15 protein-coding genes and 1 tRNA gene are annotated in these 25,447 nt (G+C 63.6%); 8 read left to right on the plus strand and 8 right to left on the minus strand.

Features of this window, described 5'->3' with window-relative positions; translation table 11 throughout:
* A partial coding sequence (locus tag K1X74_21585) for a (2Fe-2S)-binding protein (protein ID MBX7168944.1) occupies window positions 1-339 on the minus strand: 339 nt, incomplete at its 3' end.
* 53 nt (window positions 340-392) lie between these two features.
* Window positions 393-1,418, minus strand: a complete 1,026-nt coding sequence (locus K1X74_21590; GenBank protein MBX7168945.1) for an SMP-30/gluconolactonase/LRE family protein — start codon at window positions 1,416-1,418, stop codon at window positions 393-395.
* A gap of 172 nt (window positions 1,419-1,590) precedes the next feature.
* Between K1X74_21590 and K1X74_21595 the strand changes: the two genes are divergently transcribed.
* From K1X74_21595 to glgX, 5 genes are all read left to right on the plus strand, one after another.
* Window positions 1,591-2,619, plus strand: a complete 1,029-nt coding sequence (locus tag K1X74_21595; protein MBX7168946.1) for a succinylglutamate desuccinylase/aspartoacylase family protein — start codon at window positions 1,591-1,593, stop codon at window positions 2,617-2,619.
* A 74-nt stretch (window positions 2,620-2,693) separates the two neighbouring features.
* Window positions 2,694-2,776: transfer RNA gene (locus tag K1X74_21600), tRNA-Leu, on the plus strand.
* 153 nt (window positions 2,777-2,929) lie between these two features.
* Window positions 2,930-3,889, plus strand: coding sequence for a ThuA domain-containing protein (locus tag K1X74_21605; protein ID MBX7168947.1), 960 nt, complete (start codon window positions 2,930-2,932; stop codon window positions 3,887-3,889).
* A 121-nt stretch (window positions 3,890-4,010) separates the two neighbouring features.
* Entirely contained in the window at window positions 4,011-6,938 is a 2,928-nt protein-coding gene (locus tag K1X74_21610; protein MBX7168948.1) for an AAA family ATPase, read from the plus strand.
* Between the two features lie 432 nt (window positions 6,939-7,370).
* Window positions 7,371-9,836, plus strand: coding sequence for a glycogen debranching protein GlgX (gene glgX, locus K1X74_21615; protein MBX7168949.1), 2,466 nt, complete (start codon window positions 7,371-7,373; stop codon window positions 9,834-9,836).
* A gap of 75 nt (window positions 9,837-9,911) precedes the next feature.
* Here glgX and K1X74_21620 read toward each other — a convergent pair whose 3' ends face one another.
* Window positions 9,912-11,825 carry an AI-2E family transporter gene (locus tag K1X74_21620; GenBank protein MBX7168950.1) on the minus strand — a complete coding sequence of 638 codons (1,914 nt, stop codon included), beginning with the start codon at window positions 11,823-11,825 and terminating at the stop codon, window positions 9,912-9,914.
* Between the two features lie 252 nt (window positions 11,826-12,077).
* Between K1X74_21620 and K1X74_21625 the strand changes: the two genes are divergently transcribed.
* Complete coding sequence (locus K1X74_21625) at window positions 12,078-12,998, plus strand: YihY/virulence factor BrkB family protein (protein ID MBX7168951.1); 921 nt, start codon at window positions 12,078-12,080, stop codon at window positions 12,996-12,998.
* A 79-nt stretch (window positions 12,999-13,077) separates the two neighbouring features.
* Here K1X74_21625 and K1X74_21630 read toward each other — a convergent pair whose 3' ends face one another.
* From K1X74_21630 to malQ, 3 genes are read right to left on the minus strand one after another with little or no spacing between them, the layout of a single operon-like run.
* Entirely contained in the window at window positions 13,078-15,111 is a 2,034-nt protein-coding gene (locus K1X74_21630) for a glycogen debranching enzyme N-terminal domain-containing protein (protein ID MBX7168952.1), read from the minus strand.
* 11 nt (window positions 15,112-15,122) lie between these two features.
* Entirely contained in the window at window positions 15,123-17,015 is a 1,893-nt protein-coding gene (gene treZ / locus K1X74_21635; GenBank protein ID MBX7168953.1) for a malto-oligosyltrehalose trehalohydrolase, read from the minus strand.
* Window positions 17,016-17,038: 23 nt separating this feature from the next.
* Entirely contained in the window at window positions 17,039-18,820 is a 1,782-nt protein-coding gene (gene malQ, locus K1X74_21640; protein MBX7168954.1) for a 4-alpha-glucanotransferase, read from the minus strand.
* A 410-nt stretch (window positions 18,821-19,230) separates the two neighbouring features.
* Between malQ and treY the strand changes: the two genes are divergently transcribed.
* Window positions 19,231-22,437 (plus strand): malto-oligosyltrehalose synthase, encoded by a 3,207-nt coding sequence (gene treY / locus K1X74_21645; GenBank protein MBX7168955.1) that lies wholly within the window; start codon window positions 19,231-19,233, stop codon window positions 22,435-22,437.
* 1 nt (window position 22,438) lies between these two features.
* On the opposite strand, the gene K1X74_21650 is transcribed toward treY, so the two are convergent.
* Entirely contained in the window at window positions 22,439-23,668 is a 1,230-nt protein-coding gene (locus K1X74_21650; protein MBX7168956.1) for a glycosyltransferase, read from the minus strand.
* Window positions 23,665-24,336: a hypothetical protein gene (locus tag K1X74_21655; protein MBX7168957.1), complete on the minus strand. Its 672-nt coding sequence runs from the start codon at window positions 24,334-24,336 to the stop codon at window positions 23,665-23,667. The genes K1X74_21650 and K1X74_21655 overlap by 4 nt, the downstream gene beginning before the upstream one ends.
* A 358-nt stretch (window positions 24,337-24,694) precedes the next feature.
* On the opposite strand from K1X74_21655, the gene K1X74_21660 reads away from it, so the two are divergent.
* A complete protein-coding gene (locus tag K1X74_21660) occupies window positions 24,695-25,336 on the plus strand; it encodes a DUF1211 domain-containing protein (protein ID MBX7168958.1) in 642 nt (213 codons plus the stop codon).
* The last annotated feature ends 111 nt before the right edge of the window (window positions 25,337-25,447 follow it).

Consider the following 25,447-nt stretch of genomic DNA (forward strand, 5'->3'; position numbering starts at 1 on the left):
AGGTTGGGGTTGAAGTTCTGGTGAGGGAAGGCTTCCACAATCTTTTCGTCCACTTCCCTCCAGACGACTTGTGGCACGAAGAGTCATGTCTCCCTCACAAAGAATCTGACAACTGAGACGAACTCCCGACAACCCTCTGGCAGACAGGGCCTGTTTCTCTGCTTCGGTCATTTTTGTTGGTTCTCCCGAGAGAAACTCGACGCGACAGGTCGTACAACGGGAGTTTCCTCCACAGGCGTGCAATTGGTCAATCCCGGCCTCGTCCGGCAGGGCGAGCGCCAGCCGCTTGCCTGCGGGCACTTGAAACTCGCCGACACCTTCAACCGATAGCTTGGGCATGGAGGACGCTCAATGAGAGGAAAAGAAATCAAAACTGGCAGAGAACTGCCCCGTTAGAAACCAAGGCCTTTGGTGGCCGTCTTGATGCGGCACAAGTACATGTCGGCCGTGATGTACAGCGTCGTCCCGTCGCCGCCAAAACAGCAGTTGGCCGTGGCCTCGCCTGTCTCGATCCGGCCGAGGTACTCACCTTTGGGGCTCAGGATCAACACGCCGCCGGGCCCGGTGGCAAACAGGTTGCCGTGGGTGTCGACCGATAACCCGTCGGGCAGCCCCTTGCGTTTGCCCACCCACTGCGTGGTGTCATGCAGTTTTCGTCCCGCGCCCAAGGTGCCGTCGGCGCGCAGCTCGAAGGCCATCCAGATCGCAGCGTCCGGATCTGACTGGGCCACGTACAGGGTCTTTTCGTCCGGCGAGAGGCCGATCCCGTTCGGAAAGGTCATCTGCTTGGTGAGCAAGGTGAGTTTGCCGTCCTTGCTCAAGCGGTAGACGCCGCAGAAGTCCAGCTCGCGCGCGGGGTCGTCTTTGCCTTGCGGAAGTCCATACGGAGGATCGGTGAAATACAGGTTGCCGGCCCGATCGAACACGAGGTCGTTCGGGCTGTTGAAGCGTTTACCCTCGAAGCGATCGGCCAGCACGACTTTTTTGCCGTTCGAGGCCAGGGGCTCGAGCCGCGTGACGCGACGGTCACCGTGTTCGCACATCGTCAGGCGGCCCTGCGGGTCGAGCTGCAGGCCGTTCGAGCCGGGTTCGCCACCGCGGGCGGCGGTGCCGGTATAACCGGCTGGCTTGAAGAACGCCGTGACGCCCGCGCCTTCTTTCCAACGGTTGATCACGTTGTTGGGGATGTCCGAGAAGAGCAGCATCTGCTGCTGGGGCACCCAGACGGGCCCCTCGGTCCATTCGAAGCCCTCGGCGAGCTTTTCCAGCTTAGTGTCGGCCGGAATGAGCTGGTCGACCCGAGGATCGACGCGCTCGATCAGGCCGAAGCCGTCTTCGGCACGAGCCGAGATCCCAACCGAGACCAAGGCCACGGCCCAGAGGGCGGAAATTACTTGTCGCGTTCGCATGGAAATCATCCTCGAGGTGCGGCTGCAAGGAACCAAGTCGGAATCCGGAATGGCCCAGGATATCCGATCCAGCGCGAGCATTCACGTCCGGGGCAGGGCACGGCGATTCCCTGACGGGCTTGCAGGCGTTAAGGTCTGCTGACGGTGCTTCACACTCGTTTACCAGGGAGTGACTTTGATCATGGCGCGCCTGGCAGTCCGCCCCGAGCAGCTCGACCTTGATAGTCCGGGCCGCCGCGACTATTTCGTGGCCTTGGAACACGACAGCATCTGGGGCGATCACTTGATCCCGCTGACCGTGTTTGTCGGCCCACAGGCGCAAGCCGGGCGCGGGCTCGTCGCGTTCGGTTCGAATCACGGCAACGAGTACGAAGGTCCGGTGGCGCTCAAGCATCTGCTGCGCGAGATCGAGCTGGAAGCAGTGCTCGGGCGAATCATTCTCGTGCCGGTGCTCAATCCGTCGGCCTTCTGGACCGGGACGCGCGAAAGCCAGGCCGACGACGGCGTGAACCTGAACCGGGCTTTCGTCGAGGGGGCCGGCATCACTCCGGCACTGGCCGGCATCACGCATCGAATCGCGGCCTTTGTGCGCCAACACGTCTGGCCGCGCGTCCATGTCGTGCTCGACTTGCATTCAGGCGGCGACGTGGCACGGTTTGGCCTGTGCGCGAATTTTCATCCGCTCGACGACGCGGTGCTGAGCCACGAAATCGAAGAGACGGCCCGCTGGTTCGGTACGCCGTTGTTGATGGTCTACCAGAACCTGACGCCTGGGCTGTTGCCGAGCGAGGCCGAGCGGCTGGGCAAGATCACCGTCGGCACCGAATTGGGCTGGGGCCGTGCCGTCAACCGTGAGGGCGTCATGTACGGCCGGCAAGGCGTGCTGGCGGCGGCCATACGCCACGGTCAGCTGCGCGGATCGATCGAACCGATCGCCCATCATGCCGCCGGGACGCAACGCAAGGTCGCGATGGTCGATCGAGACTGTTTTGTGTGTGCGCCGTTTCAGGGCCACTACGAGCCGCTGGTCGACTGCGGCCAGAACGTGCGCCGCGGACAGACGGTGGGACTGTTGCACGATTTCGACCACATCGACGCCGAGCCCTGGCCAGCCGTGGCGGGGGTCGATGGCGTGGTGCTGGCCCAGGCCTGGGGTCTCCCCGTCGCCCGCGGACAACACATCGTCGTTGTGGCCCGCGTGCTGGTGTGACCACTTTTTGCGGGGATTTTCGGCTGGTTGACAACCGAGGGGCACGCACGCAAGAGTGTAGGCTCGCACCTCGGGCCGGAGTGGCGGAATGGCAGACGCGCTGGATTCAAAATCCAGTAGCCGCAAGGCTGTGTGGGTTCAAGTCCCACCTCCGGTATTCATGCCTGATCGTGCGCCTACCGGCACACCTTAGGCGTTCTTGCTTTTGCACCTCTTATTGGGCCGGAGTGGGCTCGCCATGAAGCGATTCTTACCGGAGACGTTCGGGGGTCTCATCGCGCTGGCTGCGCTCGCCGGAAGCGGCGCGGCGATGGGGGCCGATACGGCTCCCGGCGTGGTCTACGAGGGTGCCAACGGTCCGGGGCAGGGGCAACACGTTGTGCTAGTCAGCGGCGACGAGGAATACCGCTCGGAAGAGACGCTGCCGCAGCTCGGCAAAATCCTCAGCAAGCATCATGGCTTCCGCTGCACCGTGTTGTTCGCAATGAACGACGCGGACGGCACGATCGATCCGAACCAAAGCAACATTCCGGGACTTGAAGCCCTACGCGAGGCCGATCTGCTGGTGCTGTTCACGAGGTTTCGACATCTGCCCGCCGCACAGATGAAAGAACTGGTCGACTACATCGAGTCGGGCCGGCCAATCGTGGGCCTGCGCACCGCGACGCACGCCTTCGACAACAAGGGCGACGATCCTTATGCCCGCTATGGCTGGCAGAGCAAGGACTGGGACGGCGGTTTCGGAAGACAGGTGCTGGGCGAAACGTGGGTCAATCATCATGGGCACCACGGCGTCGAAAGCACGCGCGGCTTGATCGTGCCTTTGCAGAAGGACCACCCGATCTTGCGCGGCATTGCCGACGGCGACATTTGGGGGCCATCCGACGTCTACACTGTGCGGCTGCCCTTACCCGGCGACAGCCAGCCGCTGGTCATGGGGCAGGTGCTGCAAGGCATGCAGCCCGACGACCCGCCGGTCGAGGGCAAAAAAAACAGCCCGATGATGCCGATCGCCTGGACCAAGACCTATACGGGCACGGCAGGCAAGGCGGCGCGTGTCTTCACGACGACGATGGGCGCTTCGCAGGATTTTGCCAGCGAGGGAGTCCGGCGGCTGCTGGTGAACGCCTGCTATTGGGCCATGGGTCTCGAGCAACAGATTCCCGAGCGGAGCGAGGTCTCGCTCGTGGGAACATACGAGCCGACGCCGTTTCGCTTCAACGGTTTTCGCCGCGGCATGCGGCCGAGCGATTTTGCCGAGGCCCGCTAGCCTGGCCCTTGCGCCGTTGATGCGTTGGGCGTATGCAGCTTGACGGCCGCCGCGCCGGGAATCGACAATTTCCGTTTGCAAGCGTAGTAATTGTCGTTGTCCGGACGGGCCGCCCCTACCGATGCCACTGGCAGACGCAGAGATCTCGGAGCTGCAGGCCTTTGGCACGGTCATTACTCCCCAATTGCTGCGCGAGCCGGGGCCGTTGGCCTGTGGCCGCGAATCCGAGCTTGATTTTCTCGCGCATCACTTCGACCACGCCCGGCTCAATTCGGCCATCCTGGTGGGCCCTTCGGGCACGGGGAAGTCGGCGATCCTGTACGAGTTTTTTCGTCGCTTGGGCCAGCGGACCGATCCGTGGGCGGTGCTGGAGACGTCGTGTTCGCTGTTGATGGCGGGCACACGCTACCTGGGCGAATGGCAAACCCGGGTTGACGAACTGCGGCGAAAAGTCAGCCGTTTGCAGCGCGTCGCGGTGTACTTCACCGACCTGGCCAACCTGCTGACCGCCGGCAAGGCTTCGGAATCGACCGATAACATCGCCGCGGCGCTGGCCCCCGCCATCGAGCGCGGCGAAATCGTCCTGTTCGGCGAATGTACCGAGGAGATCTACCACCAGTCGATCGAACCGCATCCGTGGTTCAGCAAGTTGTTCGGTACGCTGCGGATCGCTCCGCAGCCGCCCGAGGCCGTGCGCAAAGTGATCGAACATCTGCTCGCGCGGCACAATCGCGAATTGGATGCCGAACTCGGCCTCGAGCTGCGGTGGGACGAGCACGCGCTCACGGCCGTCGACCAGTACGGCCGGTTGTATTTTCCGGGCTCGTCGCCTCCCGGCGGCACGGCGCGGCTGATCGATCACATCGTCAGCGCCAAGCGCGCGGCGCTGCAATGCCAGTTGCAGCGCCCCCGTTACGAGCAGGTGACGATGCAGGACTGTCTCAAATCGCTCGAATCGTTCACCGGCATTCCGAGCCTGTTGCTGGACGATTCGCAGCCGCTCGATCTGACCCAGGTGCGCGATCATTTTCGCTCGCGGGTGATCGGCCAAGATCAGGCGGTCGACACGATCGTCGACCTGATTGCCTTGATCAAGGCCGGCTTGACCGATCCGAAGAAGCCCTTAGGAGTGCTGCTCTTCGTCGGTCCGACCGGGGTCGGCAAGACCGAACTGGCCAAGGCCCTGGCCGAGTTCATCTTCGGGCGCGCCGACCGGATGCTGCGCTACGACATGTCGGAATTCAAAGATTTCAGCTCGTTCGAAAAGCTGATTGGCAATCCCCAGGCGAGCCACGCATCGGGGCTGCAAGGTGGCAGCTTGCTCAAGAGCGTGCGCGAGCAACCTTTCTCGCTGATCCTGTTCGACGAGATCGAGAAGGCCCATAGCAACATCTTTGACCTGTGGCTGCAGTTGTTCGACGACGGCCGGCTGAGCGACGTTCAGGGGCGGGCCACGGACTTTACGCAGTCGATCATCATTCTGACTTCGAATCTCGGCAGCGAGATTTCCGAAGGCAGCTCGTTCGGCTTTGGCCAAAGCGAGCCGCGCCTCGAGGACGCGGTTGGCGAGGCCATGCGGGCGCACTTCCGGCCCGAATTGATCAACCGCATCGATCGCATCGTCCATTTCGCGCCGCTCAATCGCGACCATGTACGAATTCTCGCACAGCGCGAGCTGGGCGAGGTGCTCTTGCGCAGCGGCATCCTGCGGCGGCAGTTGCGCGTCGATGTCGACCGCGGGGTGATCGACATCCTGGCCGATGCGGGGTTCCATCCGGCTTACGGAGCCCGGCCGCTCAAACGCGCTGTCGAACGCCTGGCTTTGTTGCCCATCGCCCGCGAGATCGCCGGAATCGCGGAGCAGAATCGTCCCGCGCTGCTGCGATTGTTCCCGCAGGGGGATCGCATCTGCTTGAAGGTCATCCACGACCGGCAAAGCCGTGGCACCGACGCCCTGACGAACGTCGTGCACGTGACGAATCCCGCCGACGGCAAGGCGGCCAAGTTCACGCGTGCCGATCTCGTCCGCCTGCTCGATCGTTTGCGGCAAGCGGTTGCCGACCTGGAAGCCGAGGCCGAAGCCCGCGGGCTCGCCGAACGCAAGGCCGCCTTGGTGGCACGCACCACGCAAGTCGATTTCTGGGACGAGCCGGCCGACGCCCGCGAGGCGATGGGCGACTTGTATCGAGTCGAGAAGATGCTCGAGGCGGTGCAGGGTTTGCGCTCGAGCCTGGCGCGCTTAGAGCAGAAGCACGAAGGCCTTCAGCGGTCGGCGACCGAGCTCGGGCTACGGCAACTGGCCGGCGAGCTGTTGGCCAATGCCGTGCACAGCGAAGTCTTGATGTACGGACTACGTTGCTCCGAAAGGCTCGATCGATGCGATGCCTTCGTGGCGATCACCGCGACCGAACCGCTCGACGCCGACTTCGTCGGCAAACTGGCGGACATGTATACGGGTTGGGCTGTGCGCAAGGGGTTCCAGGTGCGGATCGTCAACGAGGAACTCCTGGCTCCCGACGTCAGCCAAGAGGTCGTGCTGCAAATCGAGGGCGTGGCGGTGTTCGGCTTGCTGCGCGCGGAGCAAGGGTTGCATGAGTTCGTCGCGCGCGCCGGGGGCAAGTCGTCCCGGCACGCCTGCTTCGTCAAGGTGCATGTGCTTCCGATTCTGGACGATGAGGCAGGCGAACGCCGGCCGCCGGCCGTGGCGACCTCGATGCTGCGCGGCGTCGGGCTGCGCTGTAAGCGATACCGCAGCCGCGCCACGGCGACCAACGCGCAGGGGCAGACCGTCACGCTGCACAGCGGGCTCGATCCGGACGAACTCGACGCGATCGCCCGCGAGCTGCTGCATTCCGAGCGCTGGCGTCTCGAGCGGGGCGATGCGCAGGGCACGAGCCTCGACGTCGTGCGCCGCTACACGATGCAGCCCAATCAATCGGCCAAAGACCTGCGGACGGGGGTAACCACACACCGGCTCGACCAGCTCTTTGCGGGCGCGTTGGATGCGTTTCTCACCGCAGCCTTGAACGAGCGCCTGGCCGGCCATTAGCACGGACTCGACCCCGTCGCTGCGCCGAACCAGGCCGACGACCGCTGCCGGGCTGCCCCTGTCGGTGTGCTGTACATGTTCTGGGCCGTGCTTGATTCGCAGCAACGGCGCGCTGGCCCCAAGATTCGGACTGCTTATGCCATGCTGCAGCTCGCGTGCCGAAAACCCCGGCGAAACGGCACCATCGCCGCGCAACGGCGTACTGCGCTGCATCACGGTTCAGGGCCATGGCTGGCGCGCGAAGCCGCGCGCATTGACCAACCGGCTATCATTCAGCAGACACGTAGGATCGTTCGTGCTCGCAAGGGAGTCCGGTGCCGTCGAAGCAGCAGCTGATGAACCGTGCGAGAGTTCATCGCCGTCGGTGCATCGCAGAGGAGTCAGCGCGTGAGTCTTAGCCGATTGCGTCATTGGCCTGGTTATCCCTACCCCCTGGGTGCCACTTGGGACGGTATGGGGGTGAACTTCGCCGTGTACTCGGAAAACGCGACCGGCATCGAATTGTGTCTGTTCGACGATCCCGCGGCGAAGCAGGAATCGCGGCGCATCCGATTGCGCGAACAGACCGATTTCGTCTGGCACGGCTACTTTCCCGATCTACGACCGGGACAAGCGTACGGCTACCGCGTCCACGGCCCCTATGAGCCGCGCCAGGGGCATCGCTTCAACGCGAACAAGATCCTGCTCGACCCGTACGCCAAGGAAATCGTGCGGATGATGAGCTGGGGCGACGAGATGTTCGGCTACAAGATCGGCGATCCTCAGGAGGATCTCTCCTTCGACGACCGCGACAATGCCGCTTCGGCGCCGCTGGCGGCCGTCGTCGACGCGGCCTTCACCTGGGGCGATGACCGGCCCCCGCGAACGCCCTTGCAGCAGACGCTGATCTACGAGCTGCACGTCAAAGGATTCACGAAACTCCACCCGGAAATTCCCGAGCACCTGCGCGGCACCTATGCGGCCCTCGGCACCGACACGGTGATCCGCTATCTCCGCTCGCTCGGCGTCACCGCCGTCGAACTCTTGCCGGTGCATCATCGCATCGACGACCGCCATCTGATCGAACGCGGATTGTCGAACTACTGGGGCTATAACACCTTGGCGTTTTTTGCCCCCGACCAGCGGTACCGTTCGTCCGAGGCGAGTTCGACGGTCAATCAATTTCGCACGATGGTTCGGAATCTCCATGCGGCCGGCATCGAGGTGATTCTCGACGTGGTCTACAACCACACGGCCGAGGGCAATCACCTGGGCCCCACGTTGTCGTTCCGTGGGATCGACAACGCGGCCTATTACCGGACCGTGGCGGACGACCCGCGTTACTACATGGACTTCACCGGCTGCGGCAACACGCTGCATATGACGAACCCGCGCGTGCTGCAATTGATCATGGACAGCCTGCGCTACTGGGTACTGGAGATGCATGTCGACGGATTTCGCTTCGACCTGGCGAGCACGCTGGCCCGAGAGCTGTATGCCGTCGACAAGCTGGGCGCTTTTTTCGACATCATCCACCAGGACCCCGTGTTGTCCCAAGTCAAGCTGATCGCCGAGCCCTGGGACCTGGGCGACGGCGGATACCAGGTAGGCAACTTCCCGGTGGGCTGGTCCGAATGGAACGGCAAGTACCGCGATTGCATGCGCCGCTTTTGGAAAGGGGACGCAGGCGTGCTCGACGAGTTCGCCACGCGGCTGTGCGGCAGCAGCGATTTGTATGCCTGGAACAGCCGCCGCCCGCACGCGAGTATCAATTTCATCACCTGCCACGACGGCTTCACGATGCGCGACCTGGTCTCGTACGACCACAAGCACAACGAGGCCAACGGTGAAGGCAACCGCGACGGCGCCGACGACAATCAAAGCTGGAACTGCGGGGTCGAAGGCCCCACGGACGACCCGTCGGTCAACGAGCTCCGAGCGCGCAAACAGCGGAGCATGCTGGCCACGCTGCTGCTGTCGCAGGGAGTGCCCATGCTCCTGGCAGGTGACGAGTTCAGCCATTCGCAGCAGGGCAACAACAACGCCTACTGTCAGGACAACGAGCTGACGTGGCTCGATTGGAATTGGACCGAGGAACAGCGCCAATTGCTCGACTTTACCCGGCAGTTGATCGCTTTCTGGCGCAGTCAGCCGGCGCTGCAGCGCCGCCGGTTCTTCCACGATCGCTCCTACCGTGGCGACGAGTTGGAAGACATCCTCTGGTACCGCAACGACGGCAAGAAGATGACCACCTCGGACTGGCAAGCCGGCTACACCCGTAGTGTGGCTTGCATGTTGCGCGGCGAGCACATCGACGTCAACGACCGTGGTGAAACCATCTCGGGCCAGACTTTGCTGCTGCTGTTCAACGCCGACCACAAGGTGGTTGTCGACTATAAGCTCCCGCCGCCGCCTCAGGGCTCGCGCTGGGCTTTCGTCTTCGACACCTATACGCCGACGACGCATGTGCGGCCGGGAGTGGTCAAGACGCGCTACGCGGCGCGGTCCTGCTCGTTGGCCGTCTTTGCCGCGGTCGCCAAGATTCCGCGCAAGAAAGAGGCCGCCGGGCTGCCGACGGCGACGGAGCTTGAGTTTGCCGAAGTGGTGGAATCGAGCACGGAAATCGCCGCCAGCCAGATAGAATCCGCCGTGGATGAGCCGGTGGCCGATCTTGCCACGTCTGCGGCGGTGCCGTCGCAGATCGCTCCAGTGCCACCGGCAACGACGACGCCTGCCCCGACACCTGCAAATGTCCCGGAGCCCGCGGCGCCGCCAGCAACTCCAGTGGCAAATGCACCCGCTCCGCCGGTTGCCGCTCCGCCCGCAGCGACAAACCCGCCCGCAGCGACAAACCCGCCGACGACGGCTCCCGATGCGACGGTGCGCCCCAACCGCGTTCAAGCACCGACGCGGAGCTAGTTGTCCTTGTTCGAGCGATCGCTCCTGCCAGCCCGGACCAATTGTCACGGCACATGGCTGTGTACCGGCGGAGGGTTAGTCGGTGTCTAGCCGGAGATTCGACGTGCTCGGCGTACTTTCGGTAGCTGTTCGCAATCTCAGGCTGCGCAGAGCCCGATCAAGTTCGCCGACGCTCGCGACCGTAGTCACATTGCTCAGCTTCGCCTGCGTATCTTGCGGCTGCTGACCAGCGGTCAACACCGCGTCGGTGAAGAGAATTGAGTCGGCCGAGCCATGGGCTTCCAAGCGGCGCCATAAATACCGGGCGGTTTTCAGCGCCCGCGGTCCGACGGCCACGATCACCAACGCCCAGGCGGCCTCTGTCTTGGCGGACATCGCCTGTTCGCTGGTCAGGAGATGTTTGTCGTCGGCCTTCGCGTTCCAGCCGAGCCGTAGCAGCGCCAGGGCCGTGACCCGTGCAGCCGCGGCTTGTGCCGCGCCACGAATCGGCAAGCACAAGACCTTGCGGTGTTCAGCAGGCGGGACCGGTGCGGCCGACAAGATCTCGTCGGCCAGTTCCTCGGTGACTTCGTCCAAGGTTTCGAGCATGTCGGTCATTTGCCGTCGATTGACAGCGCCCGTCTCCTGATCGGCCACGGCCCGACCAAGCACCGCCAAGAGCAATTGTTCGACGGCCACGGGTTCCCCGGCATCCTGCGACGCTTCTTCCCGCTGGGCCTCGGCGATGATGCGCAGCGACTCATGCACGTCGCCAGCCAAGAGCCGCTGGTACAGCCGATCTGTCTTGGTCAACGGGGCCTCGTCGCCCAGGAGAGTCACGAGGAATTTCAGGCTCGGCACATGACGGGCGAGCACCGTGATGCAGGCGGTCAGCGGCGTAGCGAGGATCAGCCCCGGCGTGCCCCAGATCAGCGTCCACAAACAAGCTGAAAGAATGATTCCCAGGGGCGACACGCCCACGCTGCTGCCGTAGAGCCAGGGCTCCAACACGTTGTTCGAGATCAACTCGATCAAGGCGATCCCGGCGGCAAGCATCGTCAGCGACGTCCAGCCCTCGGTTGTGGCCACAGCCATCAACAGCGGCAAGCCGGCCGCAACGATCGGTCCCAAATAGGGGATGAATCTCAGTACTGCTCCCAGCGCTCCCCAGAGGAGCCAGTTCGGCACCCCGGCGAACCAGCACAAAGCGCCGAGGGCAATCCCGTAGCTCACGTTGACGACGAGCTGCATTCTCAGGTACCGGCTGACGCGTCGTACCGCCTCGTCGAGCAGTTGAGTCGTACCGGAAACCTGGTCCACGCCCAGCAGCACGATGACCCGGTTGCGCAGATCCTCGCGCTCAACCAGCAAGAAGATGGTGAACACGCCGACCAGCACGGCCTGACCGAGCGGGGCCAAGACGGGTCCCAGCCAGTCCGTCATGAATCCGACGATGCGGCCGCCACTAGCGACCAGGTCCGGATGCGCCGGCGCGGATGCCGGGCGAAGAGGATGGTCGGCCACGACGACGTCGTGGCGAGATTCCCGCGGTGCCGGAGCACTCTCCGTCTCGGGGGATGACGCAGAGCTCGAACTACTCTCCGGCGGTTGCCCTTCGAGCACGCGCTCCAGGTCGCGGCTCGAGGATTCGATCCGCCGTAATGTGGGCTGCAGCGTGGCCTGCGCGGCACGGATTTTACGTTCGATCGTCGAGCGGTACTTGGGCAGCTCGCCCGACAGCGACACGACTTGTCCCGCCAGCCCGGCGCAGGCCGACGCGATGGCCGCGGCGACCAGTACCGTGACGATGACGACCGCTGGCACGCGCGGCAGGCCCCATCGCTCGAATCGCCGCACCCAGGGCGAGAACACGAACGCCAACAGCACCGCGAGCGCGAACGGGAGCAACACGCCACGCCCGAAGTACAGGGCCGCCAGCACAAGCGCAGCGACCACGAGTCGCTGATAGACGCTAGGTGTTGCAGCTGCGCCGCGACCAAACTCGACCATGCGGCAACCGTTCCAGAGAACGTGTTTAGCCCCGTCAAGTGCGTGTGCCGAGCCTCTACCTTCGGGCGCGAGCCCGACAAGTATTCACGAATGATCGATTAACGCTCGCTCCAGTGCAACAGCGATCAGTCTGGGATCCCTGGTAAACCGCGCAGGTCCGCAGGTCTCAGCAGGAAGTGAATCGCGAGGTTGGCACGGAGCAACCCAACGTCGAGGTGGTCGCAAGTTGGCCGGCGTGGCAGAATGACGGCCATGTTCGGCAAGCTGTGGCAACTCTTGAAGTCGGCATCTCTCGACTGGATCGACGACGAATGCTCGCGCTGGGGAGCGGTGCTGGCGTTTTATAGCATGATGTCGCTGGCTCCCTTGTTGGTGATTGCCGTCGCCATCGCTGGTACCGTCTATGGCGAAGCAGCCGCGCAAGGCGCGCTGGTCGGTCGGATGCAAGAACTGGCTGGCCAGAACGGCGCGGAGGTAATCGAACAGATTCTGGCCAACGCGCATCGCCCGGGCCTGGGCTCGTTGGCGGCGTTGCTGAGCGTGGGGGTCTTGTTGTTTGCGGCCGGCAGCGTGTTTACAGAGTTGCGAGCCGCGCTCAACCACATCTGGGAAGTCGCCCCGCCGGCGACGGGAACAGTCTGGCAATTCGTCAAGGGAAAACTGCTCGGACTGGCCATGGTGCTGGTCACCGGCACGATGCTGTTGTCCACGCTGGCCCTGAGCACGCTGGCCCAAGTGGCTCGGGGCGATCTTGCGAACTGGTGGCCTGGCCTCGTCGCTGCAGGTCCTTGGAGCGACATGCTCATTTCGTTCGTCCTACTCACGGGGCTCTTCGCACTGGTCTACCGCTATCTCTCCGACGTGCGCGTCGCGTGGCGCGACGTGTGGGTCGGCGCGCTGATCACGGCGATCCTGTTTTCAATCGGCAAATCGCTCTTGGGCGTCTACTTGGGCCGCAGTTCCTGGGCCTCGGCCTACGGAGCCGCAGGCTCGTTCGTGCTGCTTATCGTGTGGATCTACTATTCGGCACAAATCCTGCTTTTTGGCGCGGAATTGACGCAGGTCTATTCGCGGCAATTCAGTTCCGGTCTCCGTCGGCGCCGCACATCAAAACGCACGTCGCCCAACTCGCAGCCAACGGGAACGGACCACGGCCCAACGCAAGCGATCTGACGACGCGACTGGCTGCGGTATACGGCCAGGGTGCGTGGGACGGGGCGAAGTTCCAGAAATCAGACAGGTTCAACCAGCTTCAGGCAGTGTTGATCCAGCTGCGCAGCACCTCGGCCACGCTCCAGGCCTGCGCGCAACAGCCGCGCGGCGCAAACGGCGACTCGGCATCGAAGATTTCGCTGATCGACCCTACGCACGCCTCGTTCAGGTGATCATCGAGGGCCTGGAGAAAACGCCGGGCTTCGGCGCGGCGTTGCGGATAGACGCGCAGCCACGCGTCGACAAAATGGCCCAGTGGCCAGGTCCAGACCGTGCCTTGGTGATACGCCGCGTCACGGGCGCGGAGGTCGCCGTCGTAGGTGGCCTTATAATCCGGATGGCCGGGCGCCAGGCTGCGCAAACCGAACGGCGTGAGCAGCTGTGCCGTGACGCATTCGATCACGGGCTCCCAATGTTCGCGGGCCAGGACCGGATGATCGAGCGACAAGGCGAAGATCTGGTTGGGACGAACCGTGGGATCGTCGCCGTCTTCGCCATCGACCAGATCGTACAAGCAACGTCGATCCGGATCCCAGAACCTGCGTTGAAACGACGCCACTGCCTGGTCGGCGCGGCCGCGCAAGTCGTCGGCCGTCGCGTGATCGCCCGCCTCGCGAATCCAGGCTTCGCACAGGCACAGGGCGTTGTACCACAGCGCATTCAGCTCAACCGTTTTGCCGCGCCGGGGGGTGACGACCCAATCGGCCACCTTGGCATCCATCCAGGTCAGCGCATATCCGTCTTGTCCCTGGGTCAGTAGCCCATCCACCGGATCGACGTGGATGCCGAAACGAGTTCCTTGTCGGTAGCTTTCAACGATCTCCAAAAGCACCGGCAAGAGCTGCTGCAACGTGCGCCGCTCGCGGCTGGCGCGCAGATAGCGTGCCAGGGCATGCACGAACCAGAGCGAGGCGTCGGCCGTGTTGTACAGCCCCTCGCGCTGTCCTTCCGGAAAGAGATTCGGGATCAGCCCGTCGTGGACATAGCGAGCAAAGGTCCGCAGGATGCATCCGGCCTCGTGCACACGGCCGGTGGCGAGGGTCAGCCCCTCGAGGCTGATCATCGTGTCGCGGCCCCAATCGGTGAACCAGTGGTAGCCGGCGATGACGGTACGGATTTCATCGCCGGCAGCGGCCGCATAGGCCGCGTCGGCGACGCGCGTCGTCGGCAAGATCAGAAATTGATCCGCGGCCAGGACAAGCTCGCGAGCCAGCCCTTGCCTGGCCGCGGGATGCGCCTGTTCCAGCAATGCCTCGCGGCGCTGCGATTCGGCGCGCCAGGTATCGTCAGGACCGATTTCGTCCTGTCGATCCCAAGGCTCGGTCGACGCCCGGAGCACCACCGTTTGGCCTTGTTCGAGGTCGGCCCGAAAATACCCGGGGCAATACAGCCGATCGCGGTGCTCATAACCCCGGCGGCGTTCTTCCGGGTATTGCACCGAGCGCTCGTGGCCCCCGTCGAGCACCAGGCTGCCGCGTTCGGCGAGCAGGTGCATCCGCAAGGGGGGCGTGAGAGGCGAATGCAGCTCGATCAGATCGCCGTCCGCCGACAGTCGGTACCGGGGTACCGACGTATGGTCCAAGGCGCCTTCGTGCGGACGAAAATGAAATGCCGGCGCCAGGCGAAGCCGCAGACTGGTGTCTGACCGCAGTAAGTGGTAGCGAATGTAGACGGTGTTCTGGTGGTGTGGCAGCAGGATGCGCTTCTCGAGAACCCAACCGCCCAATTCGTAGGTCCAGACGGGCAGTCCGTCTTCGAGCACAAATGTCTTGAGCGGATCAGGCCAGCGATGTTGAACCTCGTGGCCGAACCCGGCGTCGAGGCGCACCCCGGTACGATCCGGCAGTCGCAAATCTTCGGCCAGATGGTTGAACATCACGAACCGCCCCAGCGGCGCAGGCAGCGCCGCGACGAGCAGGGCGTGGTAGCGGCGCGACGGCGCCCCGCACAGGGTACCCGACGCATAACCGCCCAAGCCATTGGTGACGAGCCACTCGCGCGAACCCGCGTCGCCCGCCCGCTCGCGAGACCAGGCAATGCGGCGCAGCGGCGGTGGCCCGGCAGCTTGGCGCATGGTTCGACCTGCTATTCAGGCGCGATTATTTCAGGGGCAAGTCGCAGGAGGACGGTGGTTTCTCCGGGGAAATGCCAGCCGTCGTCGCGCAGCAGCGGTCCCGAACTGCTGCCCCCAAAACGCACGTCGCCGCTGGTGAACACTTGCTCCCAGCGAGTACCCGGCACCGGCGCCAAGAGCGGCTGGGCCGCTGGCCGAAACGCCAGCTCCGTGCCCAGATTGGCCACGACGAGACGGTCTTGCCGATCGCGCGTCAGGTATCGAATCAACACAATGTCTTCGCCAATGACCGCGGTGTGCAGCTCATAGGTCGAGCGATCGCTGAGGATCGGATCCTCGCGACGTAGCCGGAGCAACTCGCGATGCAACTCATACGCCGGGCGATGCGTTTCCCTTTCTCGAAAATCAATCCGGCAGCGCCGCACGACGTCCGGATCGTCCGGCCGATGCAAGAGGCGTTGGGCATCGGCCGTGGCCAGTGAGGGAAACTGCGTGAGAAACTTGGCGCGGCCGTTGGCGACGGCATCACCGTCGACGCCGGCGTGATCGGCGAAGAATAAAAACGGCGACGTCGCCGCGAATTCTTGCCCCTGGAAAAACATGGGCGTCTGCGGTGTCAGGAGCCACAGCGCCGTCATCCCCCGGTACCGGGCCGGATTGGACAACCGCCACAGTCGCTCTCCGGTCAAGTGATTGGAGACCTGGTCGTGATTTTCGAGAAAGCTCACCAGGTGGTGGCGTTCCAGGTCCATGCTGGGCGTTCCGCGCTGCGCCGCCTGCCACTGAGAATATTGCCCTTGATAAATGAATCCATGCTGGAAGGCGGCCGCCAGTTCGCTGGCCGTGCCGCGGAAATCGCTGAAATAGGCCTCGCTCGCGCCGGTCAGTCGCACCCGCGCCGCATGGTGCAAATCGTCGTTCCAGAGATAATCGAGACCATAACCGCTTTCGGCCGCGGGCCGAATGAGCTGCGTGTTCTGGGGCTCGTTTTCGGCCACCATCAACAGTGTGCGTTTGCCCGCGGCGGCCCTGGCCTCCTCGACCACTTCGGCCAGGATGTGCTGGTCCGTCGCGTCATGAATCGACTGGGTCGCATCGAAGCGGAACCCGTCGAGCCGAAACTCCTCGATCCAATACCGCGCGTTCGCGCGGAAGAACTCGCGCACCGGTCCCGACTGCTCATCGTCGAAATTGATCGCGGCAGCCCAGTCGTTCCAGTAGCGATCGGTGTGATACTCGTCGGCATATTCGAGCAGCACGTTGCCAAACGAGCCGAAGTGGTTGTAGACGACGTCGAGGATCACGGTCATGCCGCAACGATGCGCCTGATCGACGAACCTGCGAAAGTCGTCAGGTCGTCCGTACAGCCGCGTCGGTGCGAACTGGAACACGCCGTCGTAGCCCCAGCCGAAGCGTCCGGGAAACTCGGCTACGGGCATGATTTCCAGCACCGTGATACCCAAGTCGGCGAGCTCGGCCAATTGCGCCTCCGCGCCGGCCCAGGTGCCGTCCGGGCTGAAGGTGCCCAGGTGCAATTCGTACATCACCTGTCTGTCGAGCGCCAACGGCTGAGGCGAAGACGAACGCCACTTGAATGCGTGTGGATCGATGATTTCTGAGAGCCCCGCACAGCCTTGGGGTTGAAAACGGCTGGCCGGATCAGGCCGCAAGTCGCCGCTGCCGTCAAGTCGAAACCCATACAACATCCCTGGGGCCGCTGGCACCGCGCCGGCAAAATACCCGCGAGGCTCCGGCGTCAACTCGCAAAGGCGCACATCGCTTTGCGCGCCGTCGGCCGTAGGCATCACGCCCACCTCGACGCGTTTGCGCTTCGGGGCCCAGACGCGAAAATGGACCAGGCCGCCGGGCTGAACTTCCGCACCCACGGGGAGCCGTCGTGGCATCTGGACGGTCGTCGTCGTACTTTTCACTCCGATCCCCCCCTGCGCTGAATTGGTGCTGCATGGCGCGCGAGTCGCTGAGCGATTGCGCGCGTCAAGGGCAAATGCTCCATCTCTGCCAGGTCGACCGGTAGTCGGCGCCGCCAATTGGACAAGGTCGTCGCCCCAGGCAGGTTAGGCCGTTGCGCAGCGCCGACCGCATCCTCGAGCGACACCATGACAATCTCGGACTCGACTTCGGCCAGATAGTCGTAGGCCGCCGTAATCACGGCCGGCAGGCTGGCATCTTCCCTGAGCTGCAGACGCGTCTGCAGCTGCTTGCGCATCCTGCGCAGCGGCTCTTCATCGATCTCGAATCCCGCTTCGCGCTGAGCGACCGCGTCCTGGCCGGTCCACACACCGGCAATCGTCGGCAGATCATGGGTGCTAATGGCCGCCAACGACGCGGGTTTGAAAGCCGCGCGATCCTCGTCGAACCAGAATACCCGATAGCCAAGTATGCCGCGCGCCTCGAGTTGCGCGCGGAAACTCGGATCGACGGTGCCCAGGTCCTCGCCGACAATCCACGCTCCGGCCCTGTGGCTTTCGAGCGCCAAAATGCTGGCCATCGCTTCGAAGGGATACTGCACATAGGCACCCTTGGCCGCCGAGCAGCCGTCGGGGACCCAGAATAGCCTCGCCAGCCCCATGACATGGTCGATGCGGAGCCCGCGCGCATGGCGCAACGTAGCGCGCAAGGTGGCAATCCAGGGCGCGAAATCGGCAGCCACGAGTTGTCGCGGAATCCACGGTGCGAGCCCCCAGCACTGCCCCTGCGCCTGAAAGGCATCGGGCGGGGCGCCGATGGATACGTCGCTGGCAACCAGTTCGCGCCACATCCAGGCGTCCGCGCCCCCCGGCGCAAACCCCACGGCCAGGTCCTGGACCAGCCCACACGTCTGCGCCGCCGCGGCAAGCTGCCGGTCCAAGAGCCACTGCAGCCAGGCCTGAAACTCCATTTCGCGCTGCGCCTGATGCTCGGCACAAAAGCGCTCGACCGCCGCGGAGCCAGGAGACTGGTACTCCGAGGGCCAGTGTCGCCAGTCGTTTCCCAATCGCCCGGCGAGTACCTCGAAGCAGGTGAATCGCGCGAGCAGTTCGCCTTGCTCCTGGCGGTATTGCGCGAAGGCCTCGCTTCCTGAGAAGTCGTCGAACATCTTGCGCAGCATGGCCAGCTTGAGCTGCATGACCTGGTCGCGCTCAATCCAATCGGTCGCGGCCAAGGCCAGTCCTTGGGCCGTCGTTTCGGCAAAGTTGGCCGGCAACGATGCAACCTCTGCGACCGCGGCCATGTCGAGATACAACGGATTGCGAAAACAACGACTGCTCGGCGAATAAGGGCTGGGATCTTGCGGCGGCTGCGGCGCCGCCGCTCCCAACGGATTGAGCAGCAGGTAGCGCGCACCCAGGCGACTGGCCACAGCGCCCAGGCGCTGCAGGTCGCCGAAATCGCCACAGCCCCAGTTACCCTGGGATCGCAGGGCGTAGAGCTGCACGGCAAAACCCCAGCCGCGTGATCCGGCCGGCCAGCAGCAGCGCGGTGGATAGACGATCACGGATCGTTGCCGCCGTCCCGAGTCGTCGATCAGCTCGTGGTATCCCAGCGGCAGCCGGGACGTCTGCGCGAGTTGGGCCGGGAGGACTTCGCCATCCTCCAGGCGCAGCCGGCTGTTCGCGGGCAGCTCTGTCAGGGTTCCTTGCTCGATGAAGAGCGGTCCCAGCCTGAGCCGCTCTTCCGGCAGCGCGCCCATGGCGGCGTGCAGGCGCATTTGCGTCTCACGAGCGAGTGGACGATGGATGCCCGATGCATCGGTGTAACTGTCGTAGACTCCCCAGGCGTCAACCGCGGGGGCGGACGTCGATTCGGTGGTGGTCTTCTCAGCGTAGTTCGCGGATGAGCGGGACGAGCCGCGTCCCATGGAAGGGGAGCCCTTTTCGAATTCGGCGGACAGTCAAAGCGGTCAAATCCGATGCGCGTCAGGACTTAGCCAACTCAGGTGTCTGGATTTCGCTTTTACCCCAATTGCGCGGTTGCGCGTAGTGCGAATTCAAGTTTACGTCAACGCGCGGCGCACCGACGGCTGCCAGCTGGCCCGTTGACGGCACGTGACGTTGCTAACGGTGCGCAGCCGGCACGTCAATTGCTATGCTGATGGTATTGCAACCAAGGTGTCCAATCATGATGCATCGGCACGTAAGCGGAAAAGACGTGCAGTCCTTGGTCGAAGCCGTGCTCGAGCGCGTCCGTGTCCGCGCGCCGGCCCCTGGAGCCACCTACCGGCTCCAATTTCATCATGGCATGGACTTTCGTCGGGCGGCGTCGTTGGTGAGCTATCTGCGCGATCTCGGCATCACGCACATCTACGCTTCCCCTTTGCTTCAGGCCCGGCCCGGCACCGCGCATGGTTACGACTTGTGCGACTTCAGCCGATTCGACGAGTCGCTGGGTGGCGATGCGGATTTTCTGCAGTTCGCCCGGACGGTGCGCGGCGCGGGCATGTATCTGATCCTCGATCTGGTGCCAAACCATATGGCCGCCAACTGGGCGAACGCCTGGTGGCGCGACGTGCTCGAAAACGGCCCCAATTCACCACACGCGCAATATTTCGACATCGACTGGGAGCCCGCCAAGCCGGAAATTCGCAACCGGGTACTGTTGCCCGTGTTGGGCAGGCAGTATGGCGACGTGCTCGACAACGGTGAGCTGCAGATCGAGCATTCGGACGGCGAGTTCCGCCTGACGTACTTCGACCATCGGTTTCCGCTGGGCCCCAAGACCACGATCCCGCTGTTGTCGCGCAATCTCGACCGCCTGCTACAGTCGGCCGGCGAGAACAACGAGCACGTGGTCGAATTGCAAAGCATTCTCACGGCGCTGGAGCATCTACCGGCCCAGACCGACATCGCGCCCGAGGCCGTCGCCGAGCGCCAGCGTGAAAAAGAGGTCATCAAGCGGCGTTTGCGAGACTTGGAGGCGGCCAGTCCAGCTGTTGCAGAGCTGATCCGGTCCAACGTCGAGCATGTCAACCAGGCCGGCGAGGGACCGGAGCGTTACGGACTGCTCGACGCGATGCTCAATGAACAGCCCTATCGTCTCTCGCATTGGCGCACGGCGGCCGATGAAATCAATTACCGCCGCTTTTTCGACGTCAACGAACTGGCGGCACTGTGCATGGAACGGCCTGCGGTGTTTTACCAAGCACACCGCCGTGTGATGTCGGAGCTGTCCGAGGGCCACGTCCAGGGCCTTCGCATCGATCACGTCGACGGTCTCTATGCGCCGGAGATCTACCTGTGGCGCCTGCAGTGGTCCTATTTGGCGCGGTTGCTCGAGGCGGAATTCCAGCGCCAGTCCCCGATGCAGCCAGCGGACCATGCCGAAGCCCTGGAGACCGCCGCCCTGCGGACGGAGTTACTGGTTCAGGCTCTGCTGTCACTCTGCACGCGTCTCGAAATTCGGACTCCAGACCCGGACGACCTGGCAGCCGTGTTCGGAGATACGGTCACGCTCGAGGTGTTGACCTCGACGACGCACCTGGCCACGTTGCGCACAACCGACTGCCCGCTTCCCGTGTGGGTCGAAAAGATCTTGGGGCCTCGCGAAATCCTGCCGGAAACCTGGCCGATCTCAGGCACCACGGGCTACGACTTTGTGCAGCAGTGTACGGGCCTGTTCCTCGACGCTGGCGGCTGGAGCGCCCTGAACCAGGCGTTCCGTCGCTGGACCGACGACCCGCGCACATTCGAGCGCGTCGCTCGCGATTCGAAGGCCCTGATCCTGCGCGTGGCGATGGCCAGTGAGCTGCAGATGCTGGCGCAACGTCTGGATCGCATCTCCGAGCAACACCGGCATACCCGCGATTTTACGCTGAACATGCTGCGCTATGCCCTGCGTGAGATCCTGATCGGTTTTCCCGTGTATCGGATTTACCCCGGTGCGGCCGGCGCTTCGCAGCGCGATCACAAGACCGTGAATACGGCCATCGCAACGGCGCGCCGGCGCAATCCCGCGATGGATGCCACAGTGTTCGAGTTCGCGCGCGAAGTATTGCTGCTGCAGAATCTGGCGAGCTTTACCGACGAGCAGCGCCGCGAGCGCGAGTTGTTCGCCGGGCGCTTCCAGCAGGTTACCAGTCCGGTGATGGCCAAAGGCGTCGAGGACACCGCCTTCTACGTGCATGTGCCGCTGGCCGCCGTCAATGAAGTTGGCACCGACCCGCATGACGCGGTCGTTACTACGGCGCAGTTTCACGAAGCCAACGTGCGCCGCCAGCTCGAGCACCCCGGGGCCATGTTGGCCAGCTCGACGCACGATTCGAAGCGGAGCGAGGACGTGCGGGCACGGCTCCAGCTGTTGGCCGAGATGCCCCAACTGTGGCGCAAGCGAGTCCAGCGTTGGTTCCGCCTCAACCGACGCCACTGCGTCGATATCGACGGCCAGTGGGCACCAAGTGCGACCGACGAATATCTGTACTACCAGAGCCTGCTGGGCATCTTGCCGCTCGGCCGTCTCCAGGCGACAGACTGGCGCGATTTGAGCGCGCGGCTCCAGCGTTACATGGAAAAGGCCACTCACGAGGCCAAGCAGCACACCAGTTGGATCAATCCCGACGAACGCTACGACCGTGCCGTGCGCGAATTTGTCGTGCGTACGCTCACGCCGGGTTCCCGAAACGCGTTCCTCGCCGACGTGACAGCTTTTCAAACGTTGCTGGCCCCCTGGGGTATTTACAACTCGATCAGCCAACTCGTCCTCAAGGCCACCACCTCAGGGTTTCCTGATTTCTATCAGGGACAAGAGTGCTGGGACTTCAGCCTGGTCGATCCGGACAATCGGCGGTCGGTCGACTTCGATTACCGTGCAGGGCTGTTGCGAGAGCTGCAATCGGCAAGCGACAGCGCCCCGGGCCTTTCCGCGCTAGCGCAACGCTTGTTCGAAGCACCCACCGACGACCGGCTGAAGCTGTTCGTCGTGTGGCGGCTGTTGGCGTTGCGCCGCTCGAATGCTGAATTGTTCCAGCGCGGAGCATATTTGCCGCTGCTGGTCGAGGGGGCGGCCGCCGAGCATGTCGTGGCGTTTGCCCGGCGCTTGGACGACCAGCTTGTGACGGTCGTCGTCCCACGACTGTTGTTGCGCCGAGCGTTGAGTCTGAACCAGGACGCCATTGCCGCGCCACAAGCGCCAAGATCCGCAGCATTCTGGGGCGACACGGTAATCGACTGCGCGCCGCTGGAATGTTCGGGCCAGCGCCCCGGCCGATGCGCGTTGTCTGGCGAGCGCGTGAACGTCGGCCAGCGGCTCCTCGTTGCCGAGTGCTTCCGCCGGTTTCCGGTTGCCGTGTGGTCGTTTCGCGCAGAGGCCGGCCCCGTTTCCGGGCACTCGTGACCTAGGCTACGAGAGTATCGGTCGAGGGATTGTCGAGGCACAGCAACAGCGACAGGTAGTCGCGCAAATGCCGCGTGAGCAGGAAATGCTCGCGGACAAAGTCGTGGCCGGTCTGGCCCATGCGCTGCCGCTTATCGGCATAGCGGAGCAAGTAGCGAATCCGGTACGCAGCGCCCTCGGGGGAATGCACCAGGAAGCCCGTCTGGTAGTCGTGGACCTGCAAAGTGATGCCGCCACAGGCTCCGCCAATCACCGGACGGCTCTTCCAAAGGGCCTCGGTGACCGTCAGCCCAAACCCTTCTTTGAGCGATTTTTGCAGCACGATGATGGCCGATCGCTGCAGGGCGTTGATTTCCAAATGAGAATCGGGCGGCAAGGAAAGCACGTGCAAATCCGGGTCGTCGCCGGCAATCGCCAGCACTTCGGCCAGCACCTCTGCCCCCTCGGGATCGTCGTCCGCGGGCCCGCCCACGAGGGCCAATTGCAACTCGGGTTGAACGGCCTTGACCAGCCGATAGGCCTCGATCACTCCCAACGGGTCTTTGAACCGATCGAAGCGCGAGACCTGCAATAGCAGCGGACGCTCGGGGTCAATGTTGAATTGCTGCAAGACGGCCAGCCGCTCTTGCTCGGAGATCACACGGTTCTTTTCCGCCAACGGATCAATGGATGGAGGGCATAGGAACATCGGGCGACCGATGGGGCGAGTGAAGGCGGCCATCGAAAAGATCGTCGCCTGATAGTCCGGCACCGCGCCGGCGAGATGCTGCCATACGCCGCGGTGGGGACGTGACGCGTCGATGTGGCACCGCCACAACCAGCGCCCCACCTGGCCGGCAGGCGTGAAACGCGGCAGGTAGATCGGTTGCGGGTCGTGAACGAAAACCACGTCGGCATGCAGGTCGAGCTGCTTGGCGTTGGCCTCGTTCAGTTCGAGATGGAGCTTGAAATCCTTGGGGCGCAAGGTCACCGGCAGCCCTTGCATGCCGTTGTGGAAGGCCTTCGTAACGCGGTAAAAGGCATCGTTCCCGCTGATGATTTCCCAAGCAGCTTCGATGCCCAATTCGTCCATCAGCGGCACCATCCACGACAGGATCTCGGCCACGCCGCCGCCGGCACGCGTCGAGTTGACGTGCACGATGCGCTTTCCCTGCAGGTGCTCGGCCAGACGGCGCAGGCGATCGATTTCGGATCGTCCGACCACCTCGGCATAGCGTTCGAGCGTGCTCATCGAATCAGTCCCACCAAGGCCGCCAGTTCGGGCACGGCGGCGCAAAGGATATCGAATAATTGGCGGCGGAGTTGATTGAGGTTGGAGAAATAGAAATCGATCGTGCGAATCTTGCGCACCAAGTCCTTGTCGGCATCCAGTCGCTCCAGCCAGGCCGAGATATCGTCGACACCCTGGCGCCGATGCGCCTCGTGCACGTGGTAGTACAGGGAACGTAGCGAGATTTTCGGAAGCGCCTCGGCAAACGCGGCCAGCGAACCAAACCGTTCGCCCGTGTCGAAGCAAATGATGCGCGACTCGATGATGTGCAACTCATGACCTGGTCGGCACCAGGGCACGCGCTCCAAGGCCCACAGGCGATTCTCCACCGTATCGACTAACGCGTGGCGCAATTCGTCGACCGTCGGCAGCGCATAGGGGTTGATCAGTCCGAGTTCTTCAGCGAGTTCACGGTCGCCTAGGGCGTCCCAGCACCAACGAGCCAGGTCATTGGGGAACTCGTAAAGATCGAAGTAGTTCTCCAGCGCGCAGCGCATCATGTGATGCCGCAGCACGGCATCGGGCGCGTCGCGCAAGGTCTCGAGAAGTTCGCGAAGATTGGTGCACGAACGGCCCGTCGCCAACCGGGCCAGGCTACAGTCGTGCAAGGCAAAGTCCTGTTCCGACACAGGTGACCTCATGAAGCGGAATTGAATTCACCGTAAGCCACAGCGAACCATGCGCGACGCGCGGCCCTAGGCCCGCGCGTACATATCGCGTTCCACGGTGACTCCTGCCGCGCTCGCGTGGGCTTGAATGGCTTCGAGGCAACCAAGGTGGTCGCCAGGGCGACGAACGAGTCGCGGATTGGCCGTCTCCCACGATTGTTGGCTTTTCTGTGATTAGGAGCAAGCCGCTGCAAGTCCCTCGTTGGACAAGCGTATACCGCGATGCCTCCTGGCCAGCGCCCCCCCCTCGAACAATTCGCGACGCAAGGTTACAAACCCGGCTGCGTGCTTCGTCACAGTTCCAGTCATCGGAGGTGTCATGTTCAAGCCAGATCGCTTGATCACGTTGTGCGATGGCGTCGTGGCGATCGCTATCACCCTGCTCGTGTTGGGGCTCGAAGTGCCCTCGGCTCACAAGGTGACCGACAAAGAGCTGAGCGAATATCTCGTGGAGATGCGGTATCCGTTGCTCGCCTACGCGGTCAGCTTCGTGCTGATCGGCACCTATTGGCTGCAGCACTATGTGCTGTGCCACTACGTCGAGCGCGTCGACCGCGGCTTCATCGCCGTCAACGGCTTGTTTCTGCTGTGCGTCTCCTTCGTCCCGTTCCCCACGGGACTGCAGGCGACCTATCGTCACGACAAGCTGGCAATGCTCTTGTACGGAGCGACCCAGGCGCTGTGCGGGCTTTCGCTACTGGCCATCTGGCTCTACGCGACGACGCGCCAGCGGCTCGTGTCGCCGGACATTTCGCCGGCCGTCGTGCGGAGCATCACCCGGAGGATCCTGATTACACCCCTGGTGAGCCTGATCGCCATCGCGTGTTTACCCATCTCGATGGACGTGAGCCGGTTGTTGTTTCTGGCCATCCCCTTCGCTCAGTTCTCCCATCGCGCAGCCGACGATGGCTGGGCGCAACCTGGCGATGTTGCGGCATCGCCAACCCGGGACGTCACCTGACCCCGCCGCAAATGTCGAGCTCGTGCCAGCAGTGCCAGCGGGTCGCGGCGCGCCCCTCCGGAGGGCATTTCTGAGCCCCCAGGCCGGCGGGTGGGCAATTTTTTCTCGATT

It is taken from the genome of Pirellulales bacterium (assembly GCA_019694435.1).
Taxonomy (GTDB): Bacteria; Planctomycetota; Planctomycetia; order Pirellulales; family JAEUIK01; genus JAIBBZ01.